The sequence below is a fragment of the Xanthomonas sp. BRIP62409 genome (assembly GCF_003992965.1).
GTDB lineage: Bacteria > Pseudomonadota > Gammaproteobacteria > Xanthomonadales > Xanthomonadaceae > Xanthomonas > Xanthomonas euroxanthea.
On record NZ_QEZJ01000020.1, the window covers coordinates 425,011 to 446,330 of the forward strand.

At 65.5% G+C, this 21,320-nt stretch carries 22 protein-coding genes and 2 tRNA genes; 7 read left to right on the top strand and 17 right to left on the bottom strand.

All coding sequences use genetic code 11. The features are described 5' to 3' along the window. Window positions 1–187 precede the first annotated feature (187 nt). The 3 genes from erpA to EO170_RS11010 all read right to left on the bottom strand — a co-directional run bounded on the left by erpA (window position 188) and on the right by EO170_RS11010 (window position 1,848). Window positions 188–574 (bottom strand): iron-sulfur cluster insertion protein ErpA, encoded by a 387-nt coding sequence (gene erpA / locus EO170_RS11000; RefSeq protein WP_024938186.1) that lies wholly within the window; start codon window positions 572–574, stop codon window positions 188–190. A gap of 83 nt (window positions 575–657) precedes the next feature. Beyond that, entirely contained in the window at window positions 658–1,107 is a 450-nt protein-coding gene (locus EO170_RS11005; protein ID WP_104583528.1) for a polymer-forming cytoskeletal protein, read from the bottom strand. A gap of 3 nt (window positions 1,108–1,110) precedes the next feature. Beyond that, window positions 1,111–1,848 carry a DUF6776 family protein gene (locus tag EO170_RS11010; RefSeq protein ID WP_126944880.1) on the bottom strand — a complete coding sequence of 246 codons (738 nt, stop codon included), beginning with the start codon at window positions 1,846–1,848 and terminating at the stop codon, window positions 1,111–1,113. Window positions 1,849–1,976: 128 nt separating this feature from the next. Here EO170_RS11010 and EO170_RS11015 point away from each other — a divergent pair, with 128 nt between their 5' ends. Genes EO170_RS11015 through EO170_RS11025 form a run of 3 tightly spaced genes read left to right on the top strand, consistent with a single transcriptional unit; the run spans window position 1,977 to window position 6,901 of the window. Next, a complete protein-coding gene (locus EO170_RS11015) occupies window positions 1,977–2,603 on the top strand; it encodes a DUF4126 domain-containing protein (RefSeq protein WP_104649169.1) in 627 nt (208 codons plus the stop codon). A 38-nt stretch (window positions 2,604–2,641) separates the two neighbouring features. Continuing rightward, on the top strand, window positions 2,642–4,594 hold the full coding sequence (locus EO170_RS11020; RefSeq protein ID WP_164741004.1) for an EAL domain-containing response regulator: 1,953 nt from the start codon (window positions 2,642–2,644) through the stop codon (window positions 4,592–4,594). Window positions 4,595–4,633: 39 nt separating this feature from the next. After that, window positions 4,634–6,901, top strand: a complete 2,268-nt coding sequence (locus tag EO170_RS11025; RefSeq protein ID WP_164741032.1) for an ATP-binding protein — start codon at window positions 4,634–4,636, stop codon at window positions 6,899–6,901. Window positions 6,902–7,156: 255 nt separating this feature from the next. Here EO170_RS11025 and bfr read toward each other — a convergent pair whose 3' ends face one another. From bfr to EO170_RS11040, 3 genes are all read right to left on the bottom strand, one after another. Further along, entirely contained in the window at window positions 7,157–7,627 is a 471-nt protein-coding gene (gene bfr, locus EO170_RS11030; protein WP_005990707.1) for a bacterioferritin, read from the bottom strand. A gap of 352 nt (window positions 7,628–7,979) precedes the next feature. Next, a complete protein-coding gene (locus EO170_RS11035; protein WP_024938191.1) occupies window positions 7,980–8,189 on the bottom strand; it encodes a (2Fe-2S)-binding protein in 210 nt (69 codons plus the stop codon). A gap of 80 nt (window positions 8,190–8,269) precedes the next feature. Beyond that, the gene (locus EO170_RS11040; RefSeq protein ID WP_024938192.1) at window positions 8,270–8,887 is read right to left on the bottom strand and encodes an RNA pyrophosphohydrolase; all 618 of its coding nucleotides are present in this window, start codon (window positions 8,885–8,887) and stop codon (window positions 8,270–8,272) included. A 118-nt stretch (window positions 8,888–9,005) separates the two neighbouring features. Between EO170_RS11040 and EO170_RS11045 the strand changes: the two genes are divergently transcribed. After that, a tRNA-Met gene (locus tag EO170_RS11045) sits at window positions 9,006–9,082 on the top strand. Between the two features lie 52 nt (window positions 9,083–9,134). Beyond that, window positions 9,135–9,208 (top strand) — tRNA-Gln (locus EO170_RS11050). Between the two features lie 456 nt (window positions 9,209–9,664). On the opposite strand, the gene rpsI is transcribed toward EO170_RS11050, so the two are convergent. Both rpsI and rplM read right to left on the bottom strand, forming a co-directional pair. Continuing rightward, the gene (gene rpsI / locus EO170_RS11055; protein ID WP_016902423.1) at window positions 9,665–10,057 is read right to left on the bottom strand and encodes a 30S ribosomal protein S9; all 393 of its coding nucleotides are present in this window, start codon (window positions 10,055–10,057) and stop codon (window positions 9,665–9,667) included. A 2-nt stretch (window positions 10,058–10,059) separates the two neighbouring features. Beyond that, complete coding sequence (rplM, locus tag EO170_RS11060; protein ID WP_016902424.1) at window positions 10,060–10,488, bottom strand: 50S ribosomal protein L13; 429 nt, start codon at window positions 10,486–10,488, stop codon at window positions 10,060–10,062. Window positions 10,489–10,669: 181 nt separating this feature from the next. Here rplM and coq7 point away from each other — a divergent pair, with 181 nt between their 5' ends. Continuing rightward, complete coding sequence (gene coq7 / locus EO170_RS11065) at window positions 10,670–11,323, top strand: 2-polyprenyl-3-methyl-6-methoxy-1,4-benzoquinone monooxygenase (RefSeq protein WP_126944886.1); 654 nt, start codon at window positions 10,670–10,672, stop codon at window positions 11,321–11,323. Between the two features lie 321 nt (window positions 11,324–11,644). Here coq7 and EO170_RS11070 read toward each other — a convergent pair whose 3' ends face one another. Both EO170_RS11070 and speD read right to left on the bottom strand, forming a co-directional pair. Beyond that, on the bottom strand, window positions 11,645–11,959 hold the full coding sequence (locus tag EO170_RS11070) for a multidrug efflux SMR transporter (RefSeq protein WP_003483069.1): 315 nt from the start codon (window positions 11,957–11,959) through the stop codon (window positions 11,645–11,647). A gap of 163 nt (window positions 11,960–12,122) precedes the next feature. Then, complete coding sequence (gene speD / locus EO170_RS11075; protein WP_005990692.1) at window positions 12,123–12,917, bottom strand: adenosylmethionine decarboxylase; 795 nt, start codon at window positions 12,915–12,917, stop codon at window positions 12,123–12,125. Between the two features lie 137 nt (window positions 12,918–13,054). On the opposite strand from speD, the gene crp reads away from it, so the two are divergent. Then, entirely contained in the window at window positions 13,055–13,747 is a 693-nt protein-coding gene (gene crp, locus EO170_RS11080; RefSeq protein WP_024938194.1) for a cAMP-activated global transcriptional regulator CRP, read from the top strand. A gap of 226 nt (window positions 13,748–13,973) precedes the next feature. On the opposite strand, the gene EO170_RS11085 is transcribed toward crp, so the two are convergent. The 7 genes from EO170_RS11085 to EO170_RS21610 form a co-directional block, all read right to left on the bottom strand. Continuing rightward, window positions 13,974–14,690, bottom strand: coding sequence for a haloacid dehalogenase-like hydrolase (locus EO170_RS11085; protein WP_104583522.1), 717 nt, complete (start codon window positions 14,688–14,690; stop codon window positions 13,974–13,976). Beyond that, the gene (trpC, locus tag EO170_RS11090; RefSeq protein ID WP_104583521.1) at window positions 14,683–15,480 is read right to left on the bottom strand and encodes an indole-3-glycerol phosphate synthase TrpC; all 798 of its coding nucleotides are present in this window, start codon (window positions 15,478–15,480) and stop codon (window positions 14,683–14,685) included. Before trpC ends, EO170_RS11085 begins: the two co-directional genes overlap by 8 nt. A 131-nt stretch (window positions 15,481–15,611) precedes the next feature. Then, complete coding sequence (gene trpD, locus EO170_RS11095; protein WP_126944889.1) at window positions 15,612–16,649, bottom strand: anthranilate phosphoribosyltransferase; 1,038 nt, start codon at window positions 16,647–16,649, stop codon at window positions 15,612–15,614. A 116-nt stretch (window positions 16,650–16,765) separates the two neighbouring features. Continuing rightward, window positions 16,766–17,398 (bottom strand): flavin reductase family protein, encoded by a 633-nt coding sequence (locus EO170_RS11100; RefSeq protein ID WP_126944811.1) that lies wholly within the window; start codon window positions 17,396–17,398, stop codon window positions 16,766–16,768. 175 nt (window positions 17,399–17,573) lie between these two features. After that, the gene (locus EO170_RS11105; protein WP_104583518.1) at window positions 17,574–18,152 is read right to left on the bottom strand and encodes an aminodeoxychorismate/anthranilate synthase component II; all 579 of its coding nucleotides are present in this window, start codon (window positions 18,150–18,152) and stop codon (window positions 17,574–17,576) included. A 793-nt stretch (window positions 18,153–18,945) separates the two neighbouring features. Next, window positions 18,946–20,283, bottom strand: a complete 1,338-nt coding sequence (locus EO170_RS11115; RefSeq protein WP_126944897.1) for a MarR family transcriptional regulator — start codon at window positions 20,281–20,283, stop codon at window positions 18,946–18,948. 153 nt (window positions 20,284–20,436) lie between these two features. After that, entirely contained in the window at window positions 20,437–20,877 is a 441-nt protein-coding gene (locus EO170_RS21610) for a hypothetical protein (RefSeq protein ID WP_206513999.1), read from the bottom strand. Between the last annotated feature and the right edge of the window lie 443 nt (window positions 20,878–21,320).

Here is a 21,320-nt window from a genome sequence, read left to right on the forward strand (position 1 = left end):
ATCGGTGTTGGTGTTGGTGTCGCGCGACATGCATCGCGTCCAAGAGATCCGCAATGCACAAGCGACGTACCGCATGCGGCCCTGTCGCCGCACTTATGCCGCTACCGCACTCACCACGTCGCGCTGAACATGGAAACGCTGCACGCAGCAGATCGCCCGCACCTCAAGCACCGGCAACCGCGCCGATTCAGACGCTGAAGCTGCTGCCGCACCCGCAGGTGGTCTTGGCATTCGGATTGCGGATCACGAACTGCGCCCCGGTCAGGCTTTCGGTGTAGTCCACTTCCGCGCCCATCAGGTATTGCAGGCTCAGCGGGTCGACCAGCAGCGTCACCCCGTCGGTGGCCACGGCCAGGTCGTCCTCGGCGCGGTTCTCGTCGAACTCGAAGCCGTACTGGAAGCCGGAACAGCCGCCCCCCTGGATATAGACGCGCAACGCCAGCTCGGCGTTGCCTTCTTCCTGGATCAGCTCGCGCACCTTGCTGGCGGCGGCCACGGAAAAGTTCAGCGGCCGGTCGATGGACTGGTAGTCCGGGGCCGGGGCGGCGGTGGGAAGCGAAACGAGCGTGCTCATGGCGTCAGCATGGGGGCCAGGCGGCCCCACTTCAAGCGCTGCCTGCCAAACCCGACACCCCGCTTCAGCCGCAGGCCACGCACTCAGGCCTCGGCTGTCTCGGCCTGCAAGGCCTTGGCGGGCTCGGCGCGGCCGGCGTCCGGCGCCGGCAACGCGGCGGTCGCGCCGGCGGTGGCGGCATGGATCAGGCGCCCGGTGAGCTGCGCACCGGCGCTCATCTCCACCACCTGGTAATGCACATTGCCCTGCACCCGCGCGTTGGCGGCCAGTTCGACCCGCTCGGCCGCATGCACATCGCCGGTCAGCTGGCCGTTGATGATCACCACCGGCGCGCGTACCTCGCCCTCGATGCTGCCCTGCTCGGCCACCGTCAAGATGGCGCCGGCGCCGTCTTCGGCGATCACCTTGCCCAGGATGCGGCCTTCCACATACAGCCCGCCGCTGAACACCAGGTCGCCGCGGATGACCACCTGCGGCCCGATCAAGGTATCGACCACGGTCTGCGCACCACGGTTGGATTTGTTTCCGAACATGAGCTACTCCCCCGCGCCACTCCCGGCGACTTTCCAGTCGAATGTCTGATTGACCGGCGCCCCGTCGCCGCTCAGGGTGATTTTGACACGTTGCGGAGTGAAATCCTTCGGCAGGATCACGCTGCCGTCCAATTGCTGGAAATAGCGGAACGAGTAGGCCTGCCCGGCCGCATCCGGCTTCTGGTGCAGCTCGTTCCAGTTCACCGTGACCAGCTTGCCTGCGCGCACGCCTTCCACCGTAAAGCGCAGCTGGCCCTGGCTGATTGCGCCGCGGTTGAGGTTCTGGGTCAGCACCACGCTGTAGTTCCAGGTGCCGCCGGCCTCTGCGCTGAATTGCACCGAGTGTGCGTTGAGCCCCTTGCGTTGCGCGGTGGAACCCACCAGGCGCTCGTAGAACGCCACATCCGCGCGCAGTGCGGCGATCTGCTCGTCACGCTCGGCCAGCGAGGCCTGCACTTCGGTGTTGGCGGCGCGGCTGATCTTGTCGGACATCTCCAGATTGACCTGGCGCTGCTGCAACTGCGCAATCTGCCGACGCTGCTGGGCCTGACTGCGTTGCGCCTGCTGCAACGCCGCCTCGGCCTCGACCAGGCGCGGCGCGGCGGTACGGCTGGCCATCCACCATGCCCCGCCCAGCGATGCCAGCCACACCAGCGCGATCACCAGCCACCGCCAGCGGCTGCCGGAACGGCCACCGCCGGAGTCACGTTGGACGATCTGAACGCGTGCGGCTGGTCGCATGGGCATCGGGTCCGGACGGGCCGGCGCAGTCATGGGCGGCGTAGTGTGCCAGAGCGTCGGCAACCATCGTGCTGGCGCTGGACCGGCGGTTATCCGATAGTTCCGCATTGTTCGCAGGAAGCAACGCCATGAGCGAAGCCCATCTGTTCGTGATCGGCATCCTGCTGGCCTGGCTGGCCGGCATCCGTGTCTATCTCACCGTCTTCGGTGTCGGCCTGGCCGGCCTGCTCGGCTGGATCGAGCTGCCGCCGGCCCTGCATCCGGCGCAGTCGTGGTGGGTGCTGGGCACCTCCGGTGCACTGGCGGTGGCCGAGTTCTTCGCCGACAAGATCCCCGGCGTGGATTCGGGCTGGGACCTGCTGCAGACGCTGGCACGGGTGCCCGCCGGCGCCTTCCTGGCCGCGGCCACGCTGTCGCCGGACGGTGACCTGAGCACCGGCGTGCTGGCCGCAGGCGCCGGCGTGGCGCTGACCAGCCACACCCTCAAGGCCGGCACCCGCGCCTTGCTCAACACCTCGCCCGAACCGGCCAGCAACTGGGTCGCCTCGCTGGCCGAGGACACCATCGCCACCACCGCCCTGGCGCTGGCACTGGCGCACCCATGGCTGGCACTCAGTGTTGCGGTGGGCTCCAGCGTGCTCGCTACGCTGGTGGTCTGGTGGGTGTGGCGATTGCTGTGGCGGGGCATGCGGCGGCTGGTTGCGCCGATGCGCCCTGCCACCACGCCGGCTGCACGTCGCTCCCCGCTATCGTGAAGTTCATCGCATAATCATCGCGACTGCAGGGAGTATTGATGGCCGCCCGAGATCCGGTTCCTTTCACCCGTGACGACACCGCCACGCGTAATCGTCCACTGCGCGCCGAGACACCGCCGGCCGACTACTGGCGCCGCTGGGCCGACGAGGCCGCGGCGGCATCCAACCCGGCAGAGCCGGTGAGTGCCGCCATCATTCCCGCGCCCGCTGCCGCACCCGCATCGATCCTGCCGATGGCACCAGCCCAGGCCGTCGCGCCAGGTGGCAGTGCGCACGCGACGGCTGCAGCGTCGACGCTGGCGACTGTCTCGGCGTCGCGCGAGGGCGACGACACCATGGCCGCCGATGCGCCGTACCGCGTGCTGATCGTCGAGGACGACCGCTCGCAGGCGCTGTTCGCGCAGAGCGTGCTGCACGGTGCCGGCATGCATGCGCAGGTGGAAATGACCGCCGCCAGCGTGCCGCAGGCGATCCAGGACTACCACCCGGATCTGATTTTGATGGATCTGCACATGCCCGAGCTGGACGGCATCCGCCTGACCACCCTGATCCGCCAGCAGCCCGGCCAGCAATTGCTGCCGATCGTCTTCCTCACTGGCGACCCGGATCCGGAGCGTCAGTTCGAAGTGCTCGACAGCGGCGCCGACGACTTCCTGACCAAGCCGATCCGCCCGCGTCACCTGATCGCCGCGGTGTCCAACCGCATCCGCCGCGCACGCCAGCAGGCACTGCAGCAGGTCGGTGAACAGGTCAACGTGCGCAGCAATCCGGAGACCGGCCTGCCGACACGTGCCCATGTGATGGAACTGCTCGCCGATGCGCTGGCGCGCAAGCAGACCGGCGGGTTGTTCTTCATCGAAATCGCCAGCGCGCTCGGCTTGCGCGAGCGCTATGGCTATGCCGCCTATGAGCGCCTGATGACCCAGGCCGGGCATCGCCTGGCCAGTGCCGCGCAACCGTATCCGCTGGCGCGCCTGAACGACAACAGCTTCCTGCTGCTGGGCGTGGACATGCCCGAATCCAGCCTGGAACAGCAGGCGCTGGAAATCCGCCAGCGGTTGTCGGCGCATGCCTTCCCGGTGCGCGAGGAAGAATCGGTGCACGTGCGCTGCGCCATCGGCGTGGCACCGCTGGGCCTGGGCTTCGACGATACCGGCAGCGCGCTGGAAGCGGTCGAGCGCACCGCGCTGCAGGCACGCCTGCGCAGCGACGGCGTGCAGGCCTACCTGGCCCCCAGCCAGGCCGAACAACAGGAGCAGCTGCGCCTGGTCGAAGGCCAGCTCGAACTGGCGTATCAACCGATCGTGGCGGTGGCCGGTGGCGACACGGCGCAATACCAGGTGCTGCTGCGGCTGCGCCAGGCCGACGGCACGCTGCTGTCGGCCGGCCAGGTGATTCCCGCCGCCGAAGCGGCCGGACGTATCGCCGATCTCGACCAGCAGGTCATGGACCACGCGCTCGGCCTGCTGCATCTGTACCAGCACGCCCACCCGCCGCTGCGGTTGTTCGTGTCGCAGTCGCCTCGCACGTTGGCGCGCGATGCCTTCGCCGACTGGTTGCTCAAGGCGCTGGTCGAGCGCGGCGTGGCCGGGCAATCGCTGATCGTCGACCTGCGCCTGGACGATGCCTTGATCCACGCAGTCACCGTGCAGCAGTTCTGCGCCAGATTGATGCAGGCGGGCGTGCAGTTCTGCCTGAGCCAGTTCGAGCCCGGCGACGAAGCCAACGCGCTGCTGAGCCAGCTGCCGCTGAGCTTCGTGCGCATGGCCAACCGCTTCGCCGATGCCCATGGCAATGCGGCAGTCCGCGATGAACTGCGCGGCGTGATCGATATCGCCCATCAGCGTGGCTTGCTGATCATCGGCCAACGCATCGAGGACCCGCAGTCGGCCGCGGCGATGTGGATGAGTGGCGTGGACTTCATCCAGGGCAACCTGGTGCAGACGGTCGGCAAGGAACTGGACTTCGACTTCACGAACGCGGTGCTCTGAGTGACAGCGCGGGCAGGAGGCCTCCGCGCCTGGAGCGGCCTGGCCGTGTTGGCTGCGCTGGTCGCAGCGCTGGGTGCGGGCCTGCAGTGGTCGGCCATCGACGGGCCGTGGCGCACGGTGACGGCCGCCGCTGCAGCACTGGCAGTGGTGTTCGGCCTGTGTGCCGCAGCTGCCGGCTACCGCAGCGCGCGCGCCCAGCACGCCCTGACGCAACGCCTGGAAGAGGCCGACGTCGCCCGTGAGCGCCTGCAGCAGGAGCTGCAGCGCCACGGCGAGCTTGAACAGGAACTGCTGCGCGCCAAGCAGGCCGCCGAGGCCGCCACGCTGGCCAAGGGCGAATTCCTGGCCACCATGAGCCACGAGATCCGCACCCCGCTCAACGGCATCATCCCGATGCTGGAGCTCATTTCCAGCGGCCAGCTCAGTCTGGACCAGCGCGACATGCTGCAGACCGCCACCGGCAGCTCGCTGCAGTTGCTGCGCATCGTCGACGACATCCTCGACTACTCCAAACTCGAAGCCAACAAGCTCGAACTGGAGATCACCACCTTCAACCTGCGCGAGCTGCTCGACGGCGTCGTGCAGCTGTTGCAGCGTACCGCCGAAGGCAAGCAGCTGCGCCTGGCGCTGGATATCGAGCCATCGGTGCGCCTGCTGGTGCGCGGCGACCCGATCCGCCTGCGCCAGGTGCTGGGCAACCTGATCGGCAACGCGATCAAGTTCACCGAGCGCGGCAGCGTCGACATCCAGTTGCGCCGCCTGGGCGAAACCCGCGCCCAGCACCTGCTGCGCTTCCAGGTGCGCGATACCGGCATCGGCATCGCCCCGGATCAGCAGGCGCGCCTGTTCCGCTCCTTCGCCCAGGCCGACGCCTCCACCACGCGCCTGTATGGCGGCACCGGCTTGGGACTGGCGATCTGCAAACGCATCATCGACCTGATGGGCGGCCGCATCGGCGTGGAGTCCGAGCCCGGGCGCGGCGCAACGTTCTGGTTCGAGATTCCGCTGCTCAAGGTCATCGGCGACCTGCAGCAGAACAGCGGCGCCGATGCCGCCCGGGTGATGGTGATCAGCTCCGACACACGCCTGTCACAACGTCTCAAGCGCCTGCTCGACGGCTGGGGCGTGTCGCACGTGCTGATGGAGACCACCCAGGAAGCGCTGGAACGGGTGCGTCGCCACAGCGACGGCGAAGGCTTCCGCTGCGTCATTGCCGACCATGACACGCTGCGCTACAGCGCGCGCGCAGTGCATCGCGCACTTGCGCGCCCTGACGACATCGATGGCGCGCGCCTGATCTGGTTGTATGGCGACGAGCCGGTGCCTGCCGAGCTGCAGGACCATGCCACCCTGGTGCCGCGCCAGAGCCCGGACGAGACCCTGCGCTCGCTGGTGCTGCCGCCCGATCCAACGCCGGCCCCCGCCGCCACGCTGGCCGCGGCGATGATTCCCGAGCCGATGGCACCGGCGCTGGCCGGTACGCGCGAAGTGCGCATCCTGCTGGTGGAAGACAACCCGGTGAACCTGCTGGTCGCGCAGAAGCTGCTGGCCGTGCTCGGCTTCGACGCCGACACCGCCACCGATGGCGACGCCGCGCTGAGCAGCATGGAGTCCACCCGCTACGACATGGTCTTCATGGATTGCCAGATGCCGGTGCTGGACGGCTATGCCGCCACCCGCCGCTGGCGCGCGATGGAGACCGAGAGCGGCGGCCGTCCGGTCCCGATCGTGGCGATGACCGCCAACGCCATGGCCGGCGATCGCGAACGCTGCCTGGCCGCCGGAATGGATGACTACCTGTCCAAACCGGTGGCCCGCGAGCAGCTCGACGCCTGCCTGCAACGCTGGCTGCCACGTCAACCGCTGCCAGCCGGCACGCCCCACGGCAACCAGGCCGCAGCCGCCCCCGAAAGCGCCAGCAGCGCCGCGCAGGCGCGCGCCTTGCCGATCCTGGACAACAGCGTGATCGATGAGCTGTACGAGGTGGCGGGCGCGGACACCATCACCATCCTGCAGCTGTTCCTGGAAGATGCGCCGGGCATGATCGAACGCCTGGAAACCGCGGCCACCAACCGCGACAGCATGCAGCTGCGCGATCTGGCGCATATGCTCAAATCCTCCAGCGCCAACGTCGGCGCCCAGGCGCTGGCCAATGCCGCGCGCCGTATCGAACTGGCCGCGCGTACCGGCACCATTGAGCGCCCCTCGGTGATGGTGGCCCTGGTCATCGCCGAATACGCACGCGCCCGCCTGGCATTGCTCGGCCAGGTCGCCCGCCTGCAGACCAAGGCCCGCGCCGCCAACTGAGGGCGGCCAACAAACCGTGGCAGCGGTCGTCAGTTGGATGCGAAGGACGCGCTCGCAACAGGAGCGTGCGCGTGGTACATGCAGCTTCCGGGCAGCGACGGCCACGCCGACCGCTCATGACCTCATGCGTGCCGGCATCGATCTCGCGATGGAAGAGGCCGAAGGCCCGACGGCAGAAAGAGCCAGGATGCAGTGAGCCGAAGCCACCCATCAACGCGCCGCCTGCCGGCAGCGCTGCAGCCCGGTCGGCGGCCCTCAGTCGTCCAGCTTGGTCAGCAGGTAGTTCGGCTCGCCGATGCGCGCCACCAGATCCAGCTGGGTTTCCAGCCAGTCGATGTGCTCTTCTTCCGACTCCAGGATGTCCACCAGCAGCTGGCGGCTCACGTAGTCGTTGACGGTCTCCGCATAGGCCACGGCCTCGCGCAGCACGGCAACCGCCTCACGCTCCAGCGCCAGGTCGCAGCGGAACATCTCGGTGGGGTTCTCGCCGATGCGCAGCTTGCCCAGCGCCTGGAAATTGGGAAGTCCTTCGAGAAACAGGATGCGGTCGGACAGCTTGTCCGCATGCTTCATCTCGTCGATGGATTCCTTGTACTCATGCTCGGCCAGTTCCTTCAGGCCCCAGTTCTTCAGCATCTTGGCGTGCAGGAAGTACTGGTTGATCGCAGTGAGTTCGTTGTAGAGCACCTTGTTGAGGTACTCGATGACCTTGGTATCGCCCTTCATGCGATGTCTCCGAGACAGTAAGCCGGCCGCACTGTAGCGCGTTGCCGCGGCGCATGAAGGAACGCGAATCGTGATCAGTTGCGGGACGCTTGCCCGCTCCCGGCTGGATCGTCATACGGTCTATGTGGGAGCGGAGCTCCCGTCGATCTGCGTCGAGCAGTCACTGCGGACTGTGGAGGGAACCAGCGGTGAACTGACCGATGACCGCAACGGTTCCGGAGCGAGCGTATGGCCGGAGGCCAGCAAGGCGCCCTGTCGACGCCAGTGGTGCGGGTGGCACTAGGAAGGCGTCAATGCGCCCACCAGCCCCGTCAACCTGTCATCGACGACGCGCGGACGCGCCGGAGAATGCTCAGGCAGCGCTGGCAAGCCCCAGCATGGGCAACGGCAGGGCGCGGCTCGCATGGGCCTGGCTCAATACATCGCCCGCCATCTCCAGGCACGACCCACAGTTTGAACCACAGCCGGTGCGCATGGTCAGCTCGGCCAGGCTGGCGCAGCCATTCTCGGCCGCTTCGCGGATCTGGTGGTCGGTGACCCCATTACAGATGCAGACGTACACGGTATCGGTCGGGTGCTGGCGATCCGGAGAGGACCGGCACTGATTCCACCGCAAACGAGAATAGGTGTCAATTCCAAACGTTAATCATTATTAATCCGGACTGCACGAGGCCCGCCCCGCTTGCGTGGACGCTTGCGCGGGCTGTCGTGCCCGGCCGCGCTGCTGCCCGGCAACCAGGCCTCCAGCGCACGCTCGGGCATCACCCCGACCGCCGCCGAGCCGGCGATGGTCTGCGCCAGTGGAGCCAGATGACGCAGCGCGCGCGCATAGACCCCGCGCTTGAACATCACCACATGCTCGACCGGGTACCAGAAATCCACCCAGCGCCAGTGATCGAACTCGGGCGTGTCGGTGTGGTCGAGCTTGAGATGGGATTCATGGCCGGTGAACTGCAGCAGGAACCACACCTGCTTCTGGCCGATGCAGACCTGGCGCTCATTGCGCCGTACTGCCCGGCTCGGCAGGCGATAGCGCAGCCACCCAGGGGTGGCACCGAGCAATTCGACATGCTCGGGCAACAACCCGGTTTCTTCGCGCAACTCGCGGTACATGGCTTCCACGGGTGTCTCGTCGGTATTCATGCCACCTTGCGGGAACTGCCAGCCGTCCCTGCGCACACGTCGTGCCCAGAACACCTGACCATCCTCTCGCATCAGCACGATGCCGACGTTTGGCCGGAAACCGTCCGGATCGATCACGATGCGGACTCCTGAAAATCTACTGTCACCGACTCTGCCACGGCGACGGCCGGCTCACAAGCTGAAAACGAAATGCTTGACAACACGCGAGCGCTTGGTAAGAATTGCCGGCTCCCTAGGCTATGTAGCTCAGCCGGTTAGAGCACAGCACTCATAATGCTGGGGTCGGTGGTTCGAGTCCACCCATAGCCACCAAGGTGTTCATGCGCTCACGGGCATGCAATAATCTTGGCCCAACACGTTTTATTGCCCCGTCGCCAAGCGGTAAGGCACCTGACTCTGACTCAGGCATCGGTGGTTCGAATCCATCCGGGGCAGCCAAACACAGAAGGTCCGATCTGACGATCGGGCCTTTTTTGTTGCCCGATGATCCGACCCGGCAGCCACCGGGAATAGTCCGCACCAACCACTGCCGCACCAAGGGCGCACAGGGATCGGCCGCAGGTGCCCCACCCTGCCGGAACGGGCGTGCTGCGTCGGCCAGGCAGACAGGCAGACAGGCGCCACTGCCGGAACCTGGCCACCCCGCATGGCATCACCCCGGGCGGCCGTGCACAGACGCAGCGGCCGCCGCCAGGTTGTTGGCACGAGAAGAGGGCCATGCCGCCCTGCGAAGCTGCCAGACCCGGCCCCGGAAAGACCTGCCCTGCGACCCAGCACGCCCAGGCCACGAGCGCAGAGTCACGATGCGCACCCCCGAAACGACAAAAGCCCGGCATGGCCGGGCTTTTGAAGTGGGCACCCCGGCGAGAACCGGGACGCAGCAACCGCGATGGATCAGCGCTTGGAGAACTGGGTCGCGCGACGGGCCTTGTGCAGACCGACCTTCTTACGCTCGACTTCGCGGGCGTCACGGGTCATGAAGCCAGCCTTGCGCAGCTCGGACTTCAGGGTTTCGTCGTACTCGACCAGTGCGCGGGCGATGCCCAGACGGATCGCACCGGCCTGACCAGTGGTGCCGCCGCCGGATGCGGTGACCAGGATGTCGAAGCTTTCGGTGTTCTTGGTGAGTTCCAGCGGCTGACGCACGATCATGCGTGCAGTCTCACGGCCAAAGAACTCGTCCAGCGGACGGTCGTTGACGGTGATGTTGCCGGTACCCTTGCGCAGGAACACGCGAGCGGTGGAGGACTTGCGGCGGCCAGTGCCGTAGTTTTGCGTGATAGCCATGATTAGATATCCAGAACTTGCGGCTGCTGGGCGGCGTGCGGATGCTCGGCACCCGAATAGACCTTGAGCTTGCGGTACATGGTGCGCCCCAGGGGGCCCTTCGGCAGCATGCCCTTGACGGCGATTTCGATCACGCGCTCCGGGTGGCGCTCCAGCGCCTGCTCCAGGCTCTCGGTCTTCAGGTTACCGATGTAGCCGGTGAAGCGGTGATACTTCTTGTCTTTCAGCTTGTTGCCCGTGACCACGATCTTTTCGGCATTGATCACCACGAGGTAATCGCCGGTATCGACGTGCGGGGTATAAACCGGCTTGTGCTTGCCGCGCAGACGGCGGGCCAGTTCGGTGGACAGACGGCCGAGCGTCTTGCCGGCGGCGTCAACGAGATACCAGTCGCGCTGGACGGTCTCGGACTTGGCGGTGAACGTAGTCATGAGAAAACTCTTGAGTGGTCGGGCGGATTGCAGCGGCAATGACCGCTGGAACTTTGCCACGCGTTGTGAAGGCGAAACAGAAGAGGCGGGATTGTACGGGACGATACAAGGCCACGCAAGTCGCCGGCCGGCTGGAGCTCAGGCGGTTGGCAGCGGCTCGGTCGGGGGCCAGAATCGGCGCATGACCCAGACCTCCTCTTTCCGACTGCATGGCCCGCTCGACCGGCTGCTGGTCGAAGCCCAGCGCGCGCTGGACACGGTATTCGGCAATCCGCCCGCCGAGCGGCCCAACCCGGCCACCGACACCCCCGACGTCGCACTGGAACCGGACCAGCGTCGCCACGCCGCCGGCTTGATGCGGATCAACCACGTCGGCGAGGTCTGCGCGCAAGGCCTGTATTTCGGCCAGGCCGCGGTCGCCCGCGATGCCCACACCCAGCAGCACCTGCTGGAGGCGGCGCAGGAAGAAACCGACCATCTGGCCTGGTGTGCCGACCGCCTGCACGAGCTGGACAGCCGCCCGAGCCTGTTCAACCCGCTCTGGTATGCCGGCAGCTACGCGCTCGGCGCCCTGGCCGGCTTGCGCGGTGACGACTGGAGCCTGGGCTTCGTGGTCGAGACCGAGCGCCAGGTCGAAGCCCATCTGGACGAACACCTGGAAACCCTGCCGGAGATCGACCAGCGCAGCCGCGCGATCCTGCGCGTGATGAAGATCGACGAGGCACGCCACGCCGACCAGGCCGAACAGGCCGGCGCCCGCCTCCTCCCGCCACCGATCCCCAGCGCCATGGCCCTGGCCTCCAGACTCATGAAAGCCGTGGCGTACCGGCTATAGCCGGCGGGATTGGGGATTGGGGATTGGGGATTGGCGGCTGGTGGCTGGTGGCGCCCAGCAGACCAACTGGAGCAGAGCCCCCTTTGTTAAGGGGGCGCGCCGAAGGCGCGGGGATAGGATGCTACGGAGTGGGGCCCGAGGTTTGCGCAGCAAACCTTGGGGGGCAGGCCCACGCAGTGGGACTGACTACGCATGGGGTCCGAGGTTTGCGTAGCAAACCTTGTGGGGGCAGGCCCACGCAGTGGGACTGACTACGCGTGGGGCCCGAGGTTTGCGCAGCAAATCTTGGGGGGCAGGCCTGCGAAGCAGGACTGACCACGCCTACCCCACCAACTTCAGCCCGATCACCCCGGCCACGATCAAGCCGATGCAGGCCAGACGCGACCACGACGCGCTGTCGCCGAACAGCGCGATGCCGGCGATGGTCACGCCCAGCGCGCCGATCCCGGTCCAGATCGCATAACCGGTGCCTACCGGGATGGTCTTCAGCGCCTGGGTCAGAAACCACAGGCTGATGCCCGCCAGACCGATCGTCAGCACCGTCGGCCACAGGCGCGTGAAGCCGTCGCTGTACTTCAGGCCCATGGCAAAGCCGATTTCGAACAGGCCGGCCAGCAGCAGGTAGATCCAGGGCATCGCAGTACTCCTCAGTTGAAAAACGCACAAAAAAAAAGCGACCCAGTGTTTGCACACTGGGCCGCCGTCGGCTGTGGAACGCGAGGTCATCGCGTGGCGGGCCGTCCCGCCTTGGTTCTTTCGCGCGCCTGCAGGCAGCCGCGCAACAGCTCGCTCGCTGCGCTTACTCGCTCAGGTTGCGCCCGTGGAACAGTTCTTCGATCTCGCGCTTGAGCAGCGTTTCGATCTTCATGCGCTCCTTGAACGAGAGGTTCTTGGCGCGTTCCTCGAACAGGTACTGGTCCAGGTCGAAGTCCTTCAGGTGCATCTTGGTGTGGAAGATGTTTTCCTGATAGACGTTCACGTCGAACATCTCGTAGCGCGACTTCACGTTCTTGGCAAGGAAGTGCTGGATCGAGTTGATCTTGTGATCGATGTAATGCTTCTTGCCCTTCACATCGCGGGTGAAGCCACGGACGCGGTAGTCCATGATCACGATGTCCGATTCCAGACTCTCGATCAGGTAGTTCAGCGCCTTCAACGGCGAGATCACGCCACAGGTGGCCACGTCGATATCGGCACGGAACGTGGCGATACCCTCCTGCGGATGCGTCTCGGGGTATGTATGGACAGTGATATGACTCTTGTCCATATGAGCGACCACTGCATCGGAGATCAGCTCCTTGCCGGCCTGCTTCTTGTCGATGACGGGCTCTTCCGAGATCAGGATCGTGACCGATGCGCCCTGCGGATCGTAGTCCTGACGTGCGATATTGAGGATGTTGGCGCCAATGATCTCGGCAACATCGGTCAGGATCTGCGTCAGACGATCGGCGTCGTATTGCTCATCGATATATTCGATGTAGCGCTGACGCTCCTCTTCGGTACGCGCATAACAGACGTCGTAGATGTTGAAGCTCAACGCCTTGGTGAGGTTGTTGAACCCCTGTAGCCTCAGGCGAGGCAACGGCTTGACCACGTCGGTCTGTCCTTATGGAAGGCGGGAAAGGAAACAATTATGAGCCAAAGATCCCAGCAACGAAATGCCGACGTTAAGAATGGTTTACCTTGCATGACTCATGCCGTTAAGCTTCAGGAATTACACGCGGAACTACCATGAGCCCAGGAAACACGACGGTTGTGACTACGACGGTACGTAACGCTACCCCTTCTCTGGCGCTGGACGCGGGCACGATCGAGCGTTTCCTGGCGCACAGCCATCGCAGACGCTATCCGACCCGGACCGATGTGTTCCGGCCAGGAGACCCGGCTGGCACCCTCTACTACGTGATCAGTGGCTCGGTGAGCATCATTGCCGAGGAAGATGACGATCGTGAGTTGGTGCTGGGCTACTTCGGTAGCGGCGAGTTCGTCGGCGAGATGGGGCTGTTCATCGAATCCGATACCCGCGAGGTGATCTTGCGCACCCGCACCCAGTGCGAGCTGGCCGAGATCAGCTACGAGCGGCTGCAGCAGCTGTTCCAGACCAGCCTGTCGCCGGATGCGCCGCGCATCCTGTACGCGATTGGCGTTCAGCTGTCCAAGCGGTTGCTCGACACCACAAGGAAAGCCAGCCGCCTGGCGTTCCTGGACGTGACCGACCGCATCGTGCGCACCCTGCACGATCTGTCCAAGGAGCCGGAAGCGATGAGTCACCCGCAGGGCACCCAGCTGCGCGTGTCGCGGCAGGAACTGGCACGGCTGGTGGGTTGTTCGCGTGAAATGGCCGGGCGCGTGCTCAAGAAACTGCAGGCCGACGGCCTGTTGCATGCACGCGGCAAGACCGTCGTGCTCTACGGCACCCGCTAAGCGGTCGCGATCGCGGTTGGTGCAGCCCTGCACCAACCGCAGCTGGAACCGCATGTCGCACGGCATGCGGGCTGATGTGGCCGGGTGCGCTCGGTCACCGACTGCCGGCCGTGTGCCGTGCATCGCCGACTGCTTGCCCGCCGACTCGATCGGCAATGCCTGACCTCATCGCAGCCGTGACCTGGCCGGAGCCGCGTACGGTACGTACCGCTTTCGGCACCAGGCGCTACAGCGCCTTGCCACCGCGATCACGACATCCCCAGTTGAGGATCGGCGTGCCTGCCGGCAGCACCTGCCGGAACAGCGCTTCGCGATTGGCCTTCGGATTGACCACCACCGGCGCGCGCGCCGCCTTCAGCAGCGGCAGATCCGCGGTGCTGTCCGAATAGGCAATGGCGATGTCGGCGTAGCCGCGCTCGCGCAGCATGCGCATCTTCTCTTCATTGTGGCAGTGGCGTCGCGCGGTGACCGCGCCCAGGCGTGGACCGACCAGGCTGCCGATCACCGGCACGTCCTGATGCGCGACAAAGCCGAGAATCGCGCGGGCCAGTTCCGGTGGCGCGCCGGTGGCCACCACCACACGGTCGCCGGCGGCGCGGTGGTCGGTGAACACCTTTAGGGCGTGCGGCAACAAGCGCTGCCGGATCTGCGCTTCATGCTTGAGCACGTACGCATCGATGAAGCGATTGAACTCGCGCGCGCGGTGCAGGCCGAAGGTGGCGATCCACACATAACCGGACACGCCGCGGCGGCGGGTCGGCAGCATCGCCACCATCGGGCCGAGGATCGGCGAGGCCAACAGCGCCACCAGCAGACGCAACGGGTTGCGCTTGATCAGCCAGGCGAACAGGTGGCTGCCGGAGTCACCGTCATACAGCGTGTGGTCGAAATCGAAGACCACCAGCGGTGCGTCGTCGCGCGGTACGGGATACGCCTCAGTCATGCGCGAAGAATAGCTGACGCAGCGACTCGCCGGGTTCGGGCGCGCGCATGAAGGTCTCGCCGACCAGAAACGCGTTCACGCCGTGGCCGCGCATCAACTGCACATCGGCCGGCGTCACGATGCCGCTTTCGGTGACCAGGATGCGGTCACGCGGCACGGCGGCGCGCATGTCCAGGGTGGTCTGCAGCGTCACTTCGAAGGTGCGCAGATTGCGGTTGTTGATGCCCACCAGCGGCACCGGCACCTGCACCGCGCGCTCGAGCTCGTCGATGTCATGCACTTCCACCAGCACGTCCAGGCCCAGCTGCATGGCCAGGCCGGAGAGCTCGGCCAGCTGCGCGTCCTCCAGTGCCGAGACGATCAGCAGGATGCAATCGGCGCCAAGCACGCGCGCTTCGTAGACCTGGTAGGGGTCGACGGTGAAATCCTTGCGCAGCACCGGCAGCGTGCAGGCCTCGCGCGCCTGGCGCAGATAGGCATCGGCGCCCTGGAAGAAGTCCACATCGGTCAGCACCGACAGGCAGCTGGCGCCGCCGAATTCGTAGCTCACCGCAATGTCGGCCGGGTGGAAGTCGGGGCGGATCACGCCCTTGGAGGGGCTGGCCTTCTTCACTTCGGCGATCACCGCCGGCTCGCCGGCGGCAATGCTGGCCTGCATGGCGGCGGCAAACCCACGCGTGAGCGGCAGGTCGGCGCTGCGCGCGATCAGCTCGGCCAGCGGCACGCGCGCACTGCGCTCGGCGATTTCTTCGGCCTTGCGGGCAAGGATGGTGTTGAGGATGTCGCTCATCGTATCGGGTCCTGGCGGGCGGGCATTATCGGTCAAGACGGCCGCAACTGGCCGCGGCCACGCGCCGGCGCGCAGCATGCCAGCGGTGGCGTGAGGGTGCCGACGCGTGCCTGCCGGTGCAGTGGCAGGGGTCAGCGCTGCGCGGCAGTCTGCCGGGTGAAGGCAACATAGGCATCCAGTTTTGCACGCGCCGAGCCATCGGCCAGGACCGCACGCGCACGCACGACGCCGTCGGCGATGCTGTCGGACACCCCTGCCACGTAAAGGGCCCCACCGGCGTTGAGGGCGACGATGTCCAGCGCCGGGCCGGGCACGTTGTCCAGCACCTGCAGCAGCATCGTGCGCGACTGCGCGGCATCGGCCACCTTGAGGTTGCGGCTGGCCGACATGGCGATGCCGAAATCCTCCGGATGCACCTCGTACTCGCGCACCTGGCCATCGCGCAACTCGCCGACCAGGGTGCCGGCACCGAGCGAGAGCTCGTCCATGCCATCGCGGCCCCATACCACCAGCGCGCGCTCGGCACCGAGTTCCTGCAGCACGCGCGCCTGGATGCCGACCAGATCCGGATGGAACACGCCCATCAGGATGTTCGGCGAGCCGGCCGGGTTGGTCAGCGGGCCGAGGATGTTGAAGATGGTGCGCACGCCCATTTCGCGGCGCACCGGCGCCACCACCTTCATGGCCGGATGATGCACCGGCGCATACATGAAGCCGATACCGGTCTGCGCCAGCGAGGCGGCGACTTGCTCGGGCTGCAACTCGATCGCCGCGCCCAGTGCCTCCAGCGCGTCGGCACTGCCGGACTTGGACGAGACACTGCGGTTGCCGTGCTTGGCGACCTTGGCGCCGCCGGCGGCCGCCACGAACATCGCGCAGGTGGAGATGTTGAAGGTATGCGAACCATCGCCACCGGTGCCGACGATGTCGACCATGTGCCGGCGGTCGCCCACTTCCACGCGGCGCGAGAACTCGCGCATCACCGTGGCTGCGCCGGCGATCTCGCCGATGGTCTCCTTCTTGACCCGCAACCCGGTGAGGATGGCCGCGACCATCATGTCCGACACCTCGCCACGCATGATCTGGCGCATCAGCTCGACCATTTCGTCGTGGAAGATTTCGCGGTGTTCGATGGTGCGCTGCAGGGCTTCTTGCGGGGTGATGGGCATGGACAAGGACCGTGGCAAAACGTGGGAAAGATGTGCGGCAGTGAGCGTGATCGATCAATCCTGGCGATGCAGTCGCGCCCGGCGGCAACGCCACGCAGCACTGCGATGCGCAGCGCTCATTGGCCCGGACGCCGCATGCGGAAGCGCGCCTGCGCCTGCACTTCGAAATAATCGGCGGCGCCGCCCGCACGCAGAATCGTCTGTACGGCAGCAGGATCGTAGATACCGTCCTGCAGCGCCGCGTGCGCCAGATGCACACCGACCACCTCGCCCAGGACCAGCCAGGTTTCGATGGCCTGCCCGCTTGCGCTCTGCAGCGGCAGCAGCTGGCTGAGCCGGCATTCGAAACTGACCGGGCTGGCCGCCACACGCGGGGCAGCGATCAGCCGCGACGGCGCCATTTCCAGGTCGGCCAATGCGAACTCGTCGACCTCCGCCGGCACCATCGCGGCGCTGGCATTCATCGCCTCGGCCAAGGGGCGCGTGGCCAGGTTCCAGGTGAATTCGCCGGTGGCTTCGATGTTGCGCAGGCTGTCCTTGCGGCCGATGCTGGCAAAGCCGACGATCGGCGGCACGTAGTTGAACGCGTTGAAGAAGCTGTAAGGCGCCAGGTTGGCGATGCCCCCGGCGCTGCGCGAGCCGATCCAGCCGATCGGTCGCGGACCGACGATGGCATTGAAGGGATCGTGCGGCAGCCCGTGGCCCTGGCCTGGTTCGTAGAAGTGGAAACTGTCGCTGGCGGTACTCATCGGGATCCGGATGCAGGTGTGGACGAAGCGAGGCGGGAAACCCGCTGCACGCTGGCGCGCAGCCGATTGCGGGCAGTGCGCGCATGGGTCGCCGATGCATCGATGGTGCTGACGACTGCATCGAAACTGACGCAGGTTTCGGCGGCCCTTGCGACGCACGCGGTACGCATTGCGATCAACGCTGCAGGAAGTTCTTCAGCAGGGCGTGACCATGCTGGGTCAGGATCGACTCGGGATGGAACTGCACGCCTTCGACCGGGAACTGGCGATGACGCAGGCCCATGATCTCTTCGATCGAGCCATCCGGATGCTCGGTCCAGGCAGTGACTTCCAGCGCGTCGGGCAAGGTGGCCTTGTCCACCACCAGCGAGTGGTAGCGGGTGGCCTCATAGCTGTCCGGCAGGCCGGCGAACACGCCCTTGCCCTGGTGGCGGATCGGCGAGGTCTTGCCATGCATGATGTTGTCGGCGCGGATCACATCGCCGCCGTAGACCTGACCGATGCTTTGATGCCCAAGACACACGCCCAGGATCGGCGTGGTCTGACCCAGCTGCTCGATCAGCTGCAGCGAGATGCCGGCCTCGTTCGGGGTGCACGGGCCGGGCGAGATCACGATGCGCTCGGGCCTGAGCGCGGCGATCTGATCCACGCTCATCGCGTCGTTGCGCACCACCGTGACCTCGGCGCCCAGCGCCTGCAGGTACTGCACGAGGTTGTAGGTGAAGCTGTCGTAGTTATCGAGCATCAGCAACATAGTTGGCCTATCTATCTGTTTTTAAAAGGGCCATGTGCCCGATGAGACTGCTGATACCCGCTCCGATACCCGCTTGTTTGGTTGATGCACCAAGTGCAGGGGTCGACAGGGACCACGCATGGCATATCTTCGCACGGGCTTGCCCTCGGCTTCCCGAACGGATCATTCCGCACATCGGCCTGGGGCTGGCGAGTCCGGTGCACGGTGGCCCCGGTGGCGACCCGGCGCTGGAACGCCGTCACCGTCAACAAGGGCGGTTTGCCAGGCAAGGTTGGACGCGGCAGGGCTCCCTATCGGCTGATGATCCGCTCAGCCGAGCATTGGACGCCCGCCTGCGTCCCGGTCGATATCCGTCCACCAGCCTGCCGCCGTTCGCCAGGGCGCACAAAAAGCATGGAAGCGATCTTGAGGGTTGCGCAGCTTAAAGATGAGCCTCGGCAGGCCCGGAGCGCGCAGCAGATGCCGATGCGCCCAGGCTCGGGCAGGCTGGCGAAATGCGTGGTGTGCGGCTGCTCCGCTGCGCCACCAGACGCTGCGCAGCATGCTGACTACGGGCCGGCGGCGCGGCCCCAGCAGATCGCTCACGCTTCTCGCCGATGCGTGCGAATCCAATTGGTGCGCGGTGACCCCAGCAGGCTCGATGCGTGCGGGGGCCATGGTACGTATCCAGGTCCAGTGGCCGCCGGTGGATGCGGATGACCTGCACAGCCCGGAGAGCACCGGGCCGGCGCTGGCGCGTCCGTCGCTACCTAGCGTCATGCGGTAATCCTGCCATGGCGCTGGGCACCTGCGGTCAGGCCAAAGGCGCGAACGTTGGCCCCTGGCTGCTCTCGCTCGCGGTCAGGATGGTGCGACAGAACGAATTGACGGTCAGGTGTTCCTTCAGTTGCACCGAACGCCCGTCCGGTAGCCGGATCTGGCCGGTCATCGTCGACAGCAGATAACAATAGATGCGCGTGCCGCTGGCAACCGGCCAGTGACTGTATGCGCGGCCGTGCGCGGCGATGTGCACGTCGACCACCGTGTCACCGTTGGTCATCTTCAGCCGCCATTTGACGGGCAGGTTGATACCGGTGCGCGGGTCCTCCCACTTTTCCAGAACCTCGAACTCGATGTCTCGCTCACCGCTGGCGGCGTTGATGTTGACCTGCTTGTTGTCACCGTACTTGACGAAGCACAGCTGAGTTCCGTCCCGGGGCTGGAAGAAGTTGATCTTGACGTCATCCTGGATCGTGTACAGCCACCACATCCAGTTGGGCGCAGGTAGGTTCTTGATCGGATCGTTCGATTGACCGGTGATGATGTGCTCACGTACGCCATAGCCGTCGAGCTGGTACGCCGGGGTTTTGATGGTGCCCTCCACACCAACGAACACGTCGTAACCCGCGCGGTCGTTCTCGCTCGCCTTATCGAAGGGACCCCAGTTCCAGAGCGGTGCGCCCTTCTGCGCATAGCGTAGGTCGAACTGCGCATCGCCTGCGTGGCCCTCCAACCGCCATTGGGGCGGCTGGGCGACAAAGCGCAAGCCATCGAAATCCCAAGTCACCGCATCTTCGCTCCTGGTCACCTTGAACTTGTCTCCCTTGAGCCGTTCGCTTGGCGTCCAGCCCACGCGCACGAAATCGTTGTCGGACATCGACCCGCGCTGGGACTTGGGGACCACGATCAACTGGATTTCACGCTCGGCAGAGGCGCCTTCACCCCATAGGCCCTTGCCGTTACCGAACAGCGCATAGCCGGAGTCGGGAGCAAGCCGCCGCATCCCGGCCCATTCGCTTGCGGGATGCCCCAACGCTTCCAGCGTATGACGAAGGTTGTCCAAGCCCGCTTCGTCCAGTTGGCAAGCGGCTCTGATCTGGCCGTTAACGGCGCGGGCCTTGGTTCCGATGGCATGGCTCGCATCAGTCAAGTCGACAAACACGCGGCGCTCGTCGGTCACATCGCGCGTGCGGGTCACCATGTCGGCAGCCTGCAGCCGCTTGAGCAGCGGGGTCATCGTTCCGGTATCCATTCCAAGACGCGTACACAACTCGCCCACGGTGCGCGGCGAGCTGTGCAGCAGCTCGAGAATCACCAGGTACTGAGGGAAAGTCAGCCCCAGCGGATCCAGGAACTGCTTGTGCAGCCGCATGACCCGGTTGGCTGCTCCATACAGGGCAAACGATAGTTGGGCACCTACCCCGTCGCTGTCACGCACTAGCGCATTCCTGACTTGGTGAACATGGCCTCAAGATGCCACGCTCAGACTGCCCTGACAAAGCAACGCCCACGGAAATCCCACGCTTCAGTCGAGATCGAACCGGGGATGTGGAGAACCGTAATACTCGCGTAGCGATTTCGGCTTGAAGCCAGGAAGATCCGACACGCCGTAACGCTTGCCCAATTCGGCCCCGATCAGCGTCTTGCCTGCCAGCTTGATCATCTCCGGATCGTCCCAGACGGCCGCAATGACACGCCCCTCATAGCGCGGACTTTCCATGCACATGCCCTCGAAGACCTCGGTCTTGTCGCCTTCTTTGAATGACATGCCCGCTTCTGTAGCGCCCTGCAACTTCGGATAGCTTGATCGCTCGACATAAGCAATGACCGCCTTCTTATGGAGATCAAAACTAGCTGATGAACTTCCTGCTCCGAACCGCACGATGAGAGGGCACACGGCAAACTCAAGAAGAGGGCTACCGACAGCTTCATGGACGAAGACCCTGATAATGGACTGCTTGCTCACCCTTCGCAGAAGGTTGGATGGTTGATTGCCCAACTGCGACGTCGAAACGCTGCCTAAAGGCCGTCAGCCCCGTCTGAGGGATCATGGCTGCGCGGAGCTGCGCTCGCCACAGCCGCCGGCAGGCGACGGCAGACTCATTCGCTAACCCGCACTGGTTTCAGGCCACAAACCATTCCACCCATCACAGACCGGCCGGCCGTGCGGTGGACAGCGCGCGCTATCGCAGTCGGCCGCAATCGCATCCGCCTTGCTCGGGCGATCTACCTGCGTCCCAATAGAGAGCGCCAATGCCGGGACAAGTGTCACCAGCGCCAGGTACGGCATTTCAGCCGCATGAGCTGGCGAAAAAAGAGATGTCATCTCGTGACTCCAGAACACCAAAACATGCCACGCGGCTGAGAGGGCTAGTAACGCGCTGCGCCGATAGACGCCAGACTTGAACG